Annotated in this window: 13 protein-coding genes and 1 pseudogene; 10 read left to right on the top strand and 4 right to left on the bottom strand. The window is 35.8% G+C overall.

Translation table 11 applies throughout. The features are described from left to right. The 6 genes from CQ058_RS19805 (at position 1) to CQ058_RS32345 (ending at position 5662) form a co-directional block, all read left to right on the top strand. On the top strand, positions 1-198 hold the full coding sequence (locus CQ058_RS19805; protein ID WP_002029838.1) for a DUF3311 domain-containing protein: 198 nt from the start codon (positions 1-3) through the stop codon (positions 196-198). After that, positions 195-1667, top strand: coding sequence for a sodium:solute symporter family protein (locus CQ058_RS19800; protein ID WP_002140417.1), 1473 nt, complete (start codon positions 195-197; stop codon positions 1665-1667). Before CQ058_RS19805 ends, CQ058_RS19800 begins: the two co-directional genes overlap by 4 nt. Positions 1668-1768: 101 nt before the next feature. After that, positions 1769-3247 carry a spore germination protein GerLA gene (gerLA, locus tag CQ058_RS19795; RefSeq protein WP_080019353.1) on the top strand — a complete coding sequence of 493 codons (1479 nt, stop codon included), beginning with the start codon at positions 1769-1771 and terminating at the stop codon, positions 3245-3247. Then, a complete protein-coding gene (locus CQ058_RS19790) occupies positions 3248-4372 on the top strand; it encodes an endospore germination permease (RefSeq protein ID WP_002029832.1) in 1125 nt (374 codons plus the stop codon). It begins immediately after the preceding gene. Next, on the top strand, positions 4356-5522 hold the full coding sequence (locus tag CQ058_RS19785; RefSeq protein ID WP_002125306.1) for a Ger(x)C family spore germination protein: 1167 nt from the start codon (positions 4356-4358) through the stop codon (positions 5520-5522). The genes CQ058_RS19790 and CQ058_RS19785 overlap by 17 nt, the downstream gene beginning before the upstream one ends. 11 nt (positions 5523-5533) lie before the next feature. Continuing rightward, entirely contained in the window at positions 5534-5662 is a 129-nt protein-coding gene (locus tag CQ058_RS32345) for a hypothetical protein (RefSeq protein WP_002029830.1), read from the top strand. A 63-nt stretch (positions 5663-5725) separates the two neighbouring features. Here the strand turns inward: CQ058_RS32345 and CQ058_RS19775 are convergent, their stop codons facing one another. From CQ058_RS19775 to CQ058_RS19765, 3 genes are read right to left on the bottom strand one after another with little or no spacing between them, the layout of a single operon-like run. Next, positions 5726-7126 (bottom strand): nucleoside recognition domain-containing protein, encoded by a 1401-nt coding sequence (locus CQ058_RS19775; protein ID WP_002125307.1) that lies wholly within the window; start codon positions 7124-7126, stop codon positions 5726-5728. Further along, on the bottom strand, positions 7104-7826 hold the full coding sequence (locus CQ058_RS19770) for a FeoB small GTPase domain-containing protein (protein ID WP_002010621.1): 723 nt from the start codon (positions 7824-7826) through the stop codon (positions 7104-7106). The genes CQ058_RS19775 and CQ058_RS19770 overlap by 23 nt, the downstream gene beginning before the upstream one ends. Then, positions 7823-8080: a FeoA family protein gene (locus CQ058_RS19765; protein WP_002090873.1), complete on the bottom strand. Its 258-nt coding sequence runs from the start codon at positions 8078-8080 to the stop codon at positions 7823-7825. Before CQ058_RS19765 ends, CQ058_RS19770 begins: the two co-directional genes overlap by 4 nt. 500 nt (positions 8081-8580) lie before the next feature. Between CQ058_RS19765 and CQ058_RS19760 the strand changes: the two genes are divergently transcribed. The 4 genes and pseudogenes from CQ058_RS19760 to CQ058_RS32340 form a co-directional block, all read left to right on the top strand. Continuing rightward, the gene (locus CQ058_RS19760) at positions 8581-9480 is read left to right on the top strand and encodes a phosphate ABC transporter substrate-binding protein PstS family protein (protein WP_002188347.1); all 900 of its coding nucleotides are present in this window, start codon (positions 8581-8583) and stop codon (positions 9478-9480) included. 71 nt (positions 9481-9551) lie between these two features. Next, a complete protein-coding gene (pstC, locus tag CQ058_RS19755; protein ID WP_002090872.1) occupies positions 9552-10442 on the top strand; it encodes a phosphate ABC transporter permease subunit PstC in 891 nt (296 codons plus the stop codon). Positions 10443-10444: 2 nt separating this feature from the next. After that, complete coding sequence (gene pstA / locus CQ058_RS19750; protein ID WP_002010630.1) at positions 10445-11365, top strand: phosphate ABC transporter permease PstA; 921 nt, start codon at positions 10445-10447, stop codon at positions 11363-11365. Positions 11366-11414: 49 nt separating this feature from the next. After that, positions 11415-11819: pseudogene (locus tag CQ058_RS32340) on the top strand (P-loop nucleotide/nucleoside kinase family protein); the annotation flags it as partial. A 49-nt stretch (positions 11820-11868) separates the two neighbouring features. Here CQ058_RS32340 and CQ058_RS19740 read toward each other — a convergent pair. Further along, on the bottom strand, positions 11869-14913 hold the full coding sequence (locus CQ058_RS19740; RefSeq protein ID WP_002188349.1) for an efflux RND transporter permease subunit: 3045 nt from the start codon (positions 14911-14913) through the stop codon (positions 11869-11871). Between the last annotated feature and the right edge of the window lie 689 nt (positions 14914-15602).

The raw sequence follows: 15602 nt of genomic DNA, 5'->3' as shown, positions 1-15602 counted from the left end.
ATGAAAAAAATACACGTGCTAGCACTTATTCCAGTTCTTTGTTTAGTAGTTGGACCAGTATTTGCAAATTCGGTCACTCCTTACGTATGGGGGATGCCATTTTTATTATTTTGGGTACTATTATCAGTGCTCATTACGTCTCTTTGTATGGGTCTTGTGTACGTATTCGATCCTGCTAATAAGGGGGACGTAAAATGACTGCATTATTTATCATTATTATATTTTTGTTTCTCGCACTATTTTTAGGAATTCGGGCACAACATGGAAAAGATATGAATTTAGAACAATGGTCAGTTGGAGGAAGAGGATTTGGAACTATTTTCGTTTTTCTCCTTATGGCAGGGGAAATTTATACGACGTTCACATTTTTAGGAGGAAGTGGCTGGGCTTATAGTAAAGGAGCTCCTACATTTTATATTTTAGGGTATGGTGCATTAGCTTATATTTTATCGTATTTCTTATTGCCTCCAATTTGGAAGTATGCAAAAGAACATAACCTCATTTCACAATCAGATTTCTTTGCGAAGAAATACAGGAGTAAGACGCTTGGGGTAATTGTTTCAATTATTGGTGTTATTTCGATTATCCCGTATCTTGTTTTGCAATTAAAGGGATTAGGAATTATCGTTTCGGAAGCTTCCTATGGAAGAGTGACACCTGTTATTGCGGTATGGATTGGTGCTATTGTTATAACTATTTATGTAATGGTTTCAGGTATACATGGATCGGCGTGGACAGCTGCTTTGAAGGACATTATGATACTATTTATCGTTATGTTTTTAGGTATATATTTACCGTATCACTATTACGGAGGATTTCAACCGATGTTTGAAGCTGTAGAAGCTGCAAAACCAGGTTTTTTATCTTTACCTGAAAAGGGAATGAGTATTTCTTGGTTTGTTTCTACTATTATATTAACGGCTCTTGGTTTTTATATGTGGCCTCATACATTTGCCTCAGCTTTCTCAGCGAAAAGTGAAAAAGTATTTAGGAAAAATGCAGCAATTATGCCTCTCTATTCTTTAGTTTTGCTTTTTGTGTTCTTTGCAGGTTTTGCTGCTATTTTACAAGTTCCAGGGTTAAAGGGAGCGGATGTAGACCTTTCATTATTCCGTCTTGCTCTTCAAACTTTTGATCCTTGGTTTATTGGGATTATTGGTAGTGCGGGGGTATTAACAGCACTAGTTCCCGGTTCCATGCTTGTTATGGCCGCTTCTACATTATTAGCAAAAAATATTTATGGAACGATGGTACCATCCGCCTCTGATAAACAAGTTGCAAAAGCAGCTAAGCTATTTGTACCTGTCGTGACGCTTATTGCCGTATTATTTACCTTTAAAGGTGGAGAGACGATAGGTGCTCTTCTTTTAATGGGATACAGTATAGTTACGCAACTTTTCCCTGCACTTGTATGTAGTTTGTTTCCACGGCAGATTATTACGAAGCAAGGAGCGATTGCAGGAATGGGGATTGGGTTGTTAATTGTTGCATATATTACCTTATCTGGTTCAACTATAGCTACGATGTTTCCGAGTTTTCCGCAATATATAAAGGATTTAAATGTAGGTATAGTCGCATTGTTAATGAATATGATTGTGATGTATATCGTTAGTGGATTCACGAAAAGTGTATCTATAAAGCAAGACAATATAATGGTAGAAAAGTAATTCGCGTGTTAGAGCTATCTTTGAAAAGAGATAGCTCTTTTTTGTATATATTTTCTTCTATTAGCGGAATCTAACTAAAAACTTGTTGAAAAGGAAGTTAGGTGGGGAAATTGTTAGAGCTAAAAGGTAACTTGTTTGAAGTTATGAAGGAAATTAGAGATGAGTTAGGTTCACCTAATGATTTAACAATTAGAGAAGTTGCTCTTGCTGGTAGTTTTACACGTTGTGCGGTTGTTTTCTTATGTGGATTGACAGATAAGGATAATGTTTATAAATATGTAGTTCGTACACTTCAATATGAAGAAATACCAAATGAAGCAGCTGTGGTTCAGATATTATTGGATCGTTTTATTTCTATTGCAGAAGTCGGTATGAAGACGACTTTTCCAGATATTATAAATGCGGTTTTAGCAGGAGATACAGTCATATTAATTGATAATATTCAAACGGCTATTGTTGTTAACAGTAGGGCTTGGGAGAAAAGAAGTCTAGAACCGCCAGTGACAGAAGATTTAATTCGTGGACCGAGGGTTGGGTTAAATGAAGATATTAATGTGAATAAAATGTTAATTCGCCGTGGTTTACGTGATCCGAAGTTACGGTTTCAATCTTATATTATGGGGAAGCGATCGCAGAAAGAAGTAACCCTAGTATATATAGAGGATATTATTAACCCTTACATCGTAAACGAGCTAGATCGGCGTCTTCAATCAATAGTGACAGATGTCATTTTTGAGACAGGAACGATTGAACAATTAATTCAAGATAATAATTTATCGCCGTTTCCGCAGTTTTTAAATACAGAAAGACCAGATAATATAGTGGCTGCATTGGCGAAAGGGAAAGCGGCCATTTTAGTAGATGGGTCACCATTTGCTCTTATAGCTCCACTAGTGTTTGTTGATATTTTTCAATCTGTAGAAGATCATTATGAGCGTTGGGTAATTGGAACGTTATTAAGAATATTACGTATGGGATCAGGTATCGCTGCTGTTTTATTACCTGCCATGTACGTAGCGCTTGTGTCGTATCATCAAGGGCTTATTCCATCTAAACTAGCTTATTCCATTGCGGGAGCGAGAGAAGGGGTGCCGTTTCCTGCTTATATAGAAACGTTAATGATGGCATTAACGATGGAATTAATACGAGAAGCCGGGATTAGGCTTCCGAAACCGATGGGACAAACAATTGGCATCGTAGGCGGTCTTGTAATTGGAGAAGCGGCAGTAAATGCGGGGATTGTAAATCCGTTTTTAGTAATTATTATTGCGGTTACCGCAATTGCTACATTTTCACTTCCTGTATATAGCATTACGATTACATTTCGAATTTTACTTTTCGTCTTCGTGTTAGCTGCAACTGCTTTTGGGTTATACGGAATCATTTTAGCTCTTATTGCACTGGCGATCCATATTACAAATTTAAAGAGTGTTGGGGTACCGTATACAACACCTATTGCTCCTGCTTTTTATAAAGATTGGGAAGAAGAATTGGTTCGCCTACCAAAATCAATGTTAAAAGAGAGACCAGAATATTTACAAACGAAAGACTCTACACTACGTCCAAAGGAGCGAGAGTAATTGAAACCATTTGAATATGGGGATGAAGAAATTGGATCTCGGGAACTTGGTTTTGCGGTATCGTCAACAATTATCGGTATAGGTGCATTATCTATGCCTCGAGATATTGCTGACCAAACTTTATTTTCGGATGGTTGGATTATTTTGCTTTTGGGTGGATTGATATGTGCAATTTTAGGTTGGTTTGTAACGAGGATAGCTATTTTATTCCCAAAACAAAACTTTGTTCAATATACAAGTGCACATTTGACGAAGCCTGTTGCATACACAATTAGTAGCATTTTAGTATTAACATTTGCTGCTTTGACCGCATATGAATCGCGAATGATTGCAATTATTTCACAAACATATTTATTTAGTGATACACCAATACAGCTACTCTCTTTCTTCTTCTTATTAGTTGTTATTTATGGAGTAGCAGGATCGAGAGCGGCTTTAGTAAGGTTAAATGTTCTATTCTTACCTATCGTGTTCATTGCGATAGTGTTGCTTTCTTTATTGAATGTGAATTTAATGGAAATAAACAATTTACTACCAGCTTTTCAAACGAACGCAAGTCAATATGCTGTAGGAGTTAAAAATTCTATTTTCACATTTATCGGATTTGAGGTAGCTCTGTTTTATGCTGTGATGTTGAACGATAAGACAGCGAAAAAAGCGCCAATGGCAGTTGCAAAAGCAGTGATGGTAAATGTGCTGTCATACATTTTAATTTATGTAACTTGTATTAGCGTTTTTTCGTATATGACAACCCGTGGATTGACGTATCCAACAATTGAATTGGGTAAAGAAATTGAAATTGGTGGAGGTTTTTTAGAAAGATTTGATGCCATTTTTTTTACTACTTGGATTATTACTATTTATAACACTACAGCAATGTATTATGACGTCGCATCTTTATTATTTTGTGCTATGTTTCCGAAAGTGAAGAAACACGTATTTATTTTTGTGAGTGCTCCTATTATTTTTATGGTGAATATGATACCTGGCAATTCGAATGATTTATCAAGTTATGGGACTTATTTAGCTTGGATAGATATGGGGTTTGTTGTGTCAGCACCTTTGCTAGTTTTTATTGTATATAAAATAAAAAGAAGGAATGGTGGAAATGAAACACCTTCTTAAAATTATAATAATTATGTTTTTAGCTGGATCTATTAGTGGGTGCTCTGAGCTGGAGGAGATAGAAGAAAGGGGATTTGTAGTAGGGGCGGCTTACGATATCGTGAAGGAAAAACAATCGAATCCAATTATGAAAGGGACGTATCAGATGGTGCTCCCAAGTAAATTGTCGCAACAAGGTGGACAAGGGGATGGAGATAGCGAAAATTATATTAATGTTAGTGCGAAAGCAGATAGTGTCTTTGAGCAAATACGAATTATCGCTAAAAAAATTAGTCGCTCATTATTCTTTCCGCATATACAAGTGATAATTTTTTCTAAAGATTTACTAGCGAATCCATATGTTTTACAAAATACGTTAGATGTATATATTCGCGATCATGAAATGAGAAGAAATATTCGTTTGTTCGTTTCTAAGAAAAATGCAGAAGCTATTTTAAAGCAGAGTGCCAAGCCTGAAAATTTGCCAGCGCAGTATATTGATATGTTAGCTGAGCATCCTCCGAAAAATGCTCAAATGATTGAAGCTGCAAGAATTGGTGAGGTACAGCAAAAAATGATTGCTAACCAAAGTTTCGTATTACCTATTCTCGAACTAACAAAGCAGGGGGTACAAATGAACGGGGCAGCGTTGTTTCGTGGAAAAGATAATAAGTGTGTAGGCAGTTTGAATGGAGAAGAAACATTAGGGATGAATTATGTAATAGGTAAAAAAATTGGAGGGTTCTATACTATCCGTAAACAAGGTCAGCTTGTTACATACGAAATTCATAAGATGCACCGAAAGATTAAAGTATCTACGGAAAATGCTACAAAACCGAAGTTTGATATCCATTTATCTTTGGAAGGGACCTTAGCAGAGTTGCATTTTAGTGATCATAAACAAATTATGAATGAAAAGCGATTAAAGAAAACCATTGCGGAGGAAATGGAGAAGCGTATCCAAAAATCGATTAAGCTTGTTCAAAAAAAATATAAGGTAGATGTATTAGCGTTAGGAGAAGTATATAAGCGGCATAATTATAAAGAATGGAAGAAGATAGATAAGAATTGGGATCAAGGTGAAAAATACTTTAGTAATGCTGAAATTACTGTTCATGTTCATCCAACGATTGCACATTCAGGTTCAGCTTTACCGAAGAGAGTGAAATAAGGTGATGTAAGTTGTTTACTGGATTGGGAATTAGTTGCACGATATTAATGGCGGTTCTTCCGGGAGCCATATACTTCATTCATAAAAAAATTACAACGTATGGAGCGCAGCCGTGGAAAGAAAAAAAGAAACCTGAATAATTTCAGGTTTCTTTTGCGCAAAGCATATGTGAAGGGGGATACCTTCTATGTATGCTTTGTTTTTTATACAAGTCCTAACCAATGTACCAATTGTGTAGAGAGGAATGTAACAACAATGGCAATAACAGTAGGGATTGCGAACGATAAGAATGTCCATTTTGCACTTTTTGTTTCTTTATATATGTTAACTAGTGTTGTTCCACATGGGAAATGAAGAAGAGAGAACAACATTGTGTTTAACGCGGTTAACCAAGTCCAACCGTGTTCTAAGAATAGATTTTTAATTTGATTAAAATCATCTATTTCAGTTAAAGCACCAGTTGATAAGTAAGACATTAATAAAATCGGAATAACAATTTCATTAGCTGGTAGTCCAAGAATAAACGCTGCTAGAATAAATCCGTCAAGTCCTAACATTTTAGCAAATGGATCTAGGAAGTTTACAAAATACATAAGTAAGCTTGTGTCACCGATGAAAATATTAGCAAGTAACCAAGTTAATGCAGCTGCAGGGGCAGCTACAACTACAGCTCGTTTTAAAACATATATTGATTTATCGAGTGTTGCGCGTACAATTGTATTCCAAACTTTTGGCTTACGGTACGGTGGTAACTCAAGTGTGTAGTGAGTCGGAACACCTTTTAAAGCTGTTTTTGATAGTACCCAAGAAACGGTTAATGTCATAATGACACCAATTACAACCATTCCAACTACAACGCCAGCAGTAACAAGTGTTTGCATACTACCTGTATAACCAGCAGCCATAAATAATGAAGCCATTAAAATTAACATAGGCCAGCGACCGTTACAAGGAACGAAGTTGTTTGTTAAGATTGCAAGCATACGTTCACGTGGTGATTCAATAATACGTGTTGACATGATGGCAGCTGCATTACAACCGAATCCCATTGCCATTGTTAAAGATTGCTTGCCATGTGCACCAGATCGTTTGAATAAGCGGTCCATGTTAAATGCGACACGTGGTAAATATCCGTAGTTTTCTAATAGCGCGAACATAGGGAAAAAGATTGCCATAGGTGGTAACATAACGCTAATAACAGCACCGATACCGCGGAATAAACCAAGTATTAAAATGCCATGTAGCCATTCTGGTGCATGCATTGCTTGGAACCAAGATGTTAAATATCCTTCTACCCAGCCAAAGAACTTAGCGATCATATCAGAAGGTACGTTAGCGCCTGCAATTGTAAGATAAAAAATAATAGATAAAATACCGAGCATAATTGGGAATCCCCAGATTGGAGATGTGAAAATTTTATCTAGTTTTTCAGAACGATACAATTTATCGGTATTTGTATATTGAACAGCTTCTTTACATATACTTGCGGAGGTTCGATAAATATCTCCGACAATATCATCTCGTATATCTTCTTTTGAAAGTGTTTGTGCATGTTGAACAATATAGTCCAGTGGAAGAGCTTTACTGGCTGAGTGAGATTCCATTGATTATAACCTCCCTTACAAGTGGTTCGTTATGGTGTTTTTGAAGTGTAGTTAAGAAATTCTTATCTCCATCTAATATACGTAATGCAATCCAACGTGCTGGATACGTATCACCGAATACTTTATAAATTTGTGGTTCTAATTCCTGAATCATATTTTCGATTTTATCGTTATAAGTAATTTTAATTGGTGTTGGAATTAGTTTTTTATTTGCTACTTTAGCGATGACATTTAGCAAATGACCAATGCCTACTCGGTTGCGAGCAGAAATCTTCACTACAGGTACACCGAGTGATTTTGCTAATTTCTTTTCGTCAATAATGATTCCTTTTTTCTCCGCTTCATCAATTAAGTTAATACAAATGACCACATCGTTTGTCATTTCCATCACTTGGAGTGCTAAATTTAAATTTCTCTCCATTGCAGTTGCATCTATAACAACTACAGTTACTTCTGGTTTTTCAAATATAATATAATCTCGTGCTACTTCTTCATCTGCCGAATTTGAATACAGTGAGTAAGTTCCAGGTAAATCTATTATTGTATATATATTTCCGCCATGCTTATATTCCCCTTCAGCCTTTAAAACAGTTTTCCCCGTCCAGTTTCCAGTATGTTGTTTTAAGCCTGTTAAAGTATTAAATAATGTACTTTTCCCGGTATTCGGGTTACCAGCTAACGCAATGCGATGGTTACTCATCTGAAATCATCTCCTATTAATACCCCGAAAATAAGGGAGCTTTCTTCACTACGCAGTGCAATAGTTGTGTTGCTTACTTGATAAGCGACTGGGTCTCCAAGTGGGCTGCGTTGTAATACTTTAATTGTCGCTCCAGGAAAAAAGCCTAAATCTAATAAACGTCGTTTCATAGTTCCTTCTAATTGTATCTTCTCAATTTGTACAAATTCCCCTGTTCTGAATTCGGAAAGGGGTTTAGTATTAGCCGATACCATAAAAGTTACCTCATCTCTATATTTTTAGTTTTAGTTCAAAAAGTTTCCTTAGGTAAACTTTTTGATACTAATATAGTAGACTACATTTAATGATGCTGTCAATTAGTACTTTAAAAATATTCAAATATTTTTAGAATTGTTCCAATTTATTTAGTTGTACCGAAAAATATTACTGGAATTCTTCTTAAAGTAAGAGTGTAAAAGCTTAAAAATATAGGGGAATTGTAAATGTAGTTTTAACCTAAAGGGAAAAATACAGAAAATCATTTACATTGAATTTACATTGTTAAGATTAAATTTACAATACTACGTGTTTAGTGTGGGTTTTGTTGGCTTTTTCAACTGTAAATGTTGGAATGTCTAGCTTTTAGGGGATGTTATCTCTATTTACTTAAACTTAAAAATTGCTTAACACTCACATAATATTGTTGTCCTACAATGAATTTGTGTTCGAAAGAAGATGAATTCGAAAAGTGATAATCCAAATGGGGGTACAAGACATGGTTATGAAAAAGGGTATTAAATTTTCTTTAGCGGCTTTAGTTGTTGCAGGTGCATTAGTTGGATGTGGAAAAGCAGAAAGTACGGATAATAAGGAAGCTGCTAAAGGTAGCGATGCAAAACAAGAATTATCAGGTACGATTGCAGCGGCTGGCTCTACAGCTCTTCAACCTCTTGCGGAGGAAGCTGGAAAGAAATTCATGGAGAAAAATTCAAAAGTTTCTATTCAAGTTCAAGGTGGCGGTAGTGGAACTGGGATTAACCAAGTAGCATCTGGTGCAGTACAAATTGGTAATTCGGATGTTCCGGCTTCAGATAAAATAAAAGATGCTGAAAAAGCAAAAGAATTAGTAGATAACAAGGTAGCGGGTATTGCATTCGCGCTTGTCGTAAATAAAGATGTAAAAGTTGATAACTTAACAGCAAAACAAGTGCAAGATATCTTCACTGGAAAAGTGACGAACTGGAAAGAGTTAGGCGGAAAAGATGAAAAAATCAATGTAATTAATCGTCCAGCTTCATCTGGTACACGTGCTACATTTGAAAAAACAGTTATGAAAGAAGCTAAAATTAATGATGGAACTGGTACAACACAAGATTCTAACGGTGCAGTAGAGCAAGCGATTAACTCTACTCCAGGTTCAATCAGCTATTTAGCAATGTCTTACATGGTTGGCGATAAAAAAGGTGCATTGCAAACTGTGAAAATTGATGGTGCTGAACCGAAAATTGAAAACATCTCTGCTGGTAAATATCCATTCTGGTCTTACGAGTACATGGTAACTAAAGGTGAGGCAAAAGAAGCGACAAAAGCTTACATTGATTATGTAAAAGGTAAAGATTTCGAAAAACAAGTAGAAGATATGGGTTACATCCCAATGTCTAAATTAGATAAGTAATAAAATTTTATGGGGCTGGCTGCAAGGCCAGTCCTGTTCAATGCAATCTATGAAGTGGGGTCTGTCCTGTGATGAAGGGGAAAAAACAAATTAATTACGTAAAGAGTGAATATATAGGTAGATCACTTGTTACGTTTTGCGGTATCTTTATTGTTTTTATTACATTAGCTATTATTGCGTTTATTTGCGGCAAAGGAATTCAATCTTTCACGCAAAGTGGTATCTCATTTTCTGAGGTGTTAACTTCAACAAAATGGAATCCAAATGCTGATCAAGGTACGTATGGTGCTGTCATCTTTATTGTCGGTTCGACGCTTGTGTCGTTAGGTGCTGTTGTCATTAGTGCACCAATTGCTATAGCTCTTGCTATATTCATGAATTTAATTTCGCCGAAGTTTGGGAATAAAGTATTAAAGCCTGTTTTAGAATTATTAGTTGGTATTCCATCAGTTGTATACGGATTATTAGGGGTTACGATCTTGGTTCCTCTATTACGGGATTCGTTCGGTGGAGTGGGATTTAGTTTAATTGCGGGTATTATTGTCCTGAGTATTATGATTTTACCTACTATTGCTAGTATTGCCTCTGATGCAATACGCTCTGTTCCGTTTGATTACTTGGAAGCTTCTTACGGTCTAGGATCGACGAAATGGCAAGCGATTAGCCGAGTTATTGTTCCTGCTGCAAAACAAGGAATTTTAACAGGTATAGTTTTAGGGTTAGCGCGTGCTTTTGGTGAAGCGTTAGCGGTTCAAATGGTAATCGGGAACACGATTAAATTACCGGAAGGAATATATAGTCCAACAGCAACGTTAACAGGTATTCTGACAATGGATATGACGAATACATTGAACGGAACAGCTTGGAACAATGCGCTATGGACGTTAGCAATGATTTTACTTGTTATTTCATTCCTGTTTATTTTAGTAATTCGAGCGATTGGTCAAAGAGGTGAGCGATAATAATGAATGCAAGAACGGTAAATAAAGTTTGGACAGGTATCTTTTATGGGGTTGCAGCTTTAGTTGTAGCTTTGCTGGCTTTTTTAATGTACGAAATTCTGCAAAAGGGATGGGGATTTTGGGATCCTAGTTTCTTATTCGGAGAACCAAGCAATACAAGAGCTGGTGGGGGAATTGGTCCACAGTTATTCAATTCTTTCTACATGCTTGTTATAACACTTATTATATCTATTCCTCTTGGACTAGGGGCTGGAATATATTTAGCGGAGTATGCAAAACAAGGTCGTTTTTTAAGTTTTGTTCGTTTATGTATTGAAACAATGGCGTCTTTACCTTCTATTGTTGTTGGACTATTTGGCTTATTAGTATTTGTTACCATGACAGGCTGGGGATATACAGTAATGGGTGGAGCTCTTGCTTTAACTATTTTGAATTTACCTGGTTTAACACGTGTTTGTGAAAATGCGATTTCTGAAGTTCCTCATAATGTAAAAGAGGCGAGTCTTGGACTAGGTGCAACGAAATGGCAAACAATTGCCCGCATCATTATCCCGTCTTCGTTACCACAAATCATTACAGGTATTATTTTAGCGGCAGGCCGTATATTCGGTGAAGCTGCGGCGTTAATTTATACAGCGGGTTTAACATCACCTATTTTAAATTCAGCAGCGGACTTCTCGAGCCCCTCGCATCCTTTAAATCCATTTAGACCAGCTGAAACGTTAGCTGTTCACATTTGGAAATTAAACTCTGAAGGGATTATCCCAGATGCGAAGTTAATTGCAACAAAATCTGCAGCTGTATTAATTATTATGGTATTACTCTTTAATATCATTTCTCGTTTCGTAGCATCTGTATTACACAAGCGTTTTACAGGAGCGAAAAAAAGTCGTAAAACGACGAAGAAGGTAAAAGCGGCATAAATGTCCGTAAAAGAACTCTCTGTTTATAAACAGGGAGTTTTTTTACGGACATTTATTAAAATCATTAACGGTAAGAGGGAGTGAATCGACAGTTGTTGGGGGAGTCTCCTATGATATTGAGTGGAAACTGATAGGTTTTTTATTGGAACAAGAACATAGTGTTATATTAGATAGCCCATGTCTCTATGAGGGGATGCTTGAAAAGGAATAGGTTTATGTCGGAAGTATGGGGCTACATATAAATATATTGAATGTTATCTTAATAATATAGAAGAAATTAATCGTAGGTTACAAACACGTGAACATAAGATAAGTCAGTAGAATCAGGAGTAGCGTTTGAAAAAAGTGGCTAGATGGCAGTAAAAGGCTTTTAAATGATGAATATCTTCTTGTAGATTCTGGTAAGCCACTAGAGCGATATACGAAAAAAGTGCTGGATTATATCGATAGGTAGGGAATTCTAAAAGGCGTTATCTTCAATTATGAAGATAACGCCTTTTAGTTTAAATATCAGGTGTTTCTGTAGACGTACTTATTTTTCTGCGGGAGCGTCTTTTTCTCCCAATTTTATCTAATAGTTCATACATAACAGGAACAACTACTAATGTAAGAACGGTTGAAACGGCTAAGCCACCAATTACAACGACGGCCAGACTTTTGGATACCATACTTCCAGCTTGAGATTGACCGAATAGGAGTGGTAGCATAGCGACGATTGTTGTTATAGCTGTCATAATAATTGGGCGTAATCTAGTAGATCCTGCTTCTAGTAAGGCTTCTCTTGTTTCCATACCGTTTTCCCGATTTTGTTGCACTCTTTCTATTAATACAATAGCATTTGTAACGACAATCCCGATTAACATTAATGCGCCAATCAAGGAATTTACATCAACAGGTGTTCTGGAAATGATTAATCCTAAAATACCTCCGACAGCAGCTAATGGCAAGGAGAACAAAATTGCAAAAGGAGCGCGCGCCTGCCCGAATGTGATAACCATAATTAAATATACAATCCCGATTGCAATCCCCATAATTTTAAATAAATCAGTGAAGTTCTCTTGCATAGATTCAGTAGCACCTGCGATATTTACTTTTGCCCCGTTAGGTAAATCTAAGTCGGCTATCGCTTTGTTTACTTCTGCGCTTACTTTACTTAAATCTTCACTTGAAGCTTCTGCAGTAATTTGAATCGTTTCTTTCCCATCTTTATGGAAGATTTCCGTTTGAAGTTGTTTTTCTGAAATAGTTGCAATGTCTTTTAAAGGAATTGGTCCGTTAATAGGTGATAGTATGTTTGTGTTTAAAATATCTTCTTGTTTGTTAACGGATGCCTTTTTATGTTCTATCATAATAGTTGTTTTTTCATTATTGATTGAGATTTCCCCAATAGGAGATTTCTTCATAAGGAATGATACTTGTTGTGCTGCTAATTCTGGTGTTAAACCTAGTTGCTCAGCCTTTGTTTGATCGATATGAATTTGCCATTCTTTTTTAGATTCTTCTATATTTGTTTTTACTTTGGAAAGAGAATCCATGCTTTTTAGTTTTGTTTCGACGATGTTAGCAGCCTTTTGTAAATTTGTTTCGTTAGTAGCTGTTACATTAAATTGTAAGTTGTTTCCGCCTCCAGAGTCAGAGTAACTTGTTTTTATATAATCAAGTTCAGCTGGTTCGAAAGCTGTATGATCCTTTTTTAATTCTTTAATATATTGGTCGATGTCAGATCCTTTTTTAAAGACTACAAATATAGTTGCAAGATTGTTTTGAGTTGTCTGTCCCCATTGTGCATCTTCTGCGCTAGATCCCATTCGCAAAATAACATCTGTTACATCAGAATTAGAGAGGAGTTTCTTTTCGAAATCAAATGCTTTTTGTTTTTTAGCTTCAGAATCATAACCAGCTGGAAATGTCATGTTAACGGAAAGCATTGTATCATCCTCAGACTTTATGTTCGCTTTCGGAAGTAGTATGTAGGCTGCGATTGATCCTGCAAATAATAAAAAAGAAGTGAGTAGAATGATAAACTTATGAGAAAGAGCCCACTTTAATGTAGCGACATATCGCGGTGAAGAATGTGAATTGCGACGTTTTGTTTTTTTGAGCAGTAAAAAAGCCATAAGTGGAACGACTGTTAATGCCACAATTAAGGAAGAAAGTATAGAATATACAACTGCTAACACCATAGGTAACATTAGTTTTCCGATTACTCCCGATACGAGACCGATAGGTAAAAAAACGGCGACTGTTGTTAAAGTAGAAGAGGTAATTGCGACGGCGACCTCTTTTGTTGCATCGAGAATAATATCTTTAGAGAAAGATTCTTTTTGTAAACGACGGAAAATATTCTCGATGACAACGATACTATCATCGACGAGACGTCCAACTGCAACGGCTAAGCCACCAAGAGTTAGAATGTTAAGTGTGATGTTAGATTGATGGAGTAAAAATAGTGTTAATAAAATAGATAATGGAATACTAACGACAGCGATGAGTGTTGTTCGGAAGCTGCGTAAAAAGATTAAGATAATGAGAGTTGCAGCAATTGCCCCAAGGATTACTTCTTTTCCCATACTAGTAACAGCATTTTCAACTTGCTCATGAGTTGAAGCTAAAAGTTTAATAGAGAATTGATCTTTATATTGCTTGCTTATATCTTTAATCTTTTTATCAATCTCTTTTCCGATTGCAACCGCATTTTTACTCGGCTCTTTCATGATGATTAATCCTGTTCCTTCTTCCCCGTTTATGTGCGAGATTGTATCGTAATGTTGTTTTAATTCAATTTGAGCAACATCTTGTAATTTTACTTGAGGTGTAACGGTGATGTTTTTTATGTCATTTACATTTTTTATATCCCCGATGACACGAAGATTGTATTCTGCCTTATTAACGGTAATTGCTCCGGCTGGAGTGGAAGTTTCTTTTCCTTGTAAAACTGTTAATACTTGCTGTGATGTTACGTTTTTATCTTTTAGTTGGTTAGGATCAAGTACGATGGATAATTCGGAAGTTGATTTTCCGAAAAACATAACATTGGCAACACCATCAATGCTTTCGAGTTGTGGTACGATTTCTTTCTCAATTTGTTTTTCGTCAGCTTTTGAAAATCCGTTTTGCTTCTGGATGGTAATTTGAGCGAGTGGAATCATAGAAGTGTTTAATTGGCTAACAACAGGTTTAGTTACATCTTTAGGTAATTTAATCGTATTAATTGTTTTTTCGACTTCGCGTGCCGCGTCTTTCATATTTGCCTTGGATGTATATGCAATGTCGATGCGTGATAATCCCTCATGTGTGGAAGAAGTGATGCCATCGATATGTTCTAAATTACGAAATTGTTTTTCAAGGGGATCAGTTACGTCCTTGGTCATCGTTTCAGCATCGAGCCCTTGAGATAATGTCGTAACAGTTATTGCAGGGTTATCGATGCTTGGTAAAAATTCCATAGGTAATTTAGAGCCGGAATAAACACCGAGTATGGAAATGAGAAAAACCATGATAATAATAGCGGCTCGGTTTTTTAATGAAAATTTTGTTAACCTATCCATAAAATAATTCCTCCATTAGTTTATTTATAGTTTTGTGGGCACTTTCTTACTATATAACAAAAAATGGATATCTTTCATTAATTAAATGTAAAAAAAATTCTAACAATAATCTTAAATTAATATTTCGAGGGGAAGTTTGTTATTTGTGGAAGCAAAATTCCTGATTGGAGAGAAAAATCAGGAATTAAAGTTTTGCTCTAGTATAGTGGCCACGTTTTTTGTTACTCTACATTTAAATAATTATTTGTCCTTCTTAAGTAGAACTATGGTAATTATAAAATTAAAAAAGGAGAAGACTAAAGGTTAGGAAGTTATTGTGAAATACTGCCTGGTTGATGATAGTGTATAGTAACTTGTATACAATCAAAATGAATGTTTTTAGTAGAAAGGATAAGGGTTCTTTCTATAGAAGAAAGTAGGATAGATAACTTTTTGTATTTTTTTATAAAAAATACTTGTTATTTAAAAACCATGATGGTATATTAATAAACGTCGCTGATGCGGAAACGCAGAAAACGACAAAAAAGAAATTTAAAAACATAGTTGACATCGAAAAATGAAGATGTTAATATGATGAAGTCGCTTTTGAAGCGGCAGACAAGTTCTTTGAAAACTGAACGAAACAAACAACGTGAACGTCAATTTTTATTTTTAGATGCTAGACAAACTAACTTTATTGGAGAGTTTGA

The sequence above is a fragment of the Bacillus sp. MYb56 genome, from assembly GCF_002976445.1.
Taxonomy (GTDB): domain Bacteria; phylum Bacillota; class Bacilli; order Bacillales; family Bacillaceae_G; genus Bacillus_A; species Bacillus_A mycoides.
This window is presented reverse-complemented; position numbering and strand designations above follow the sequence as displayed.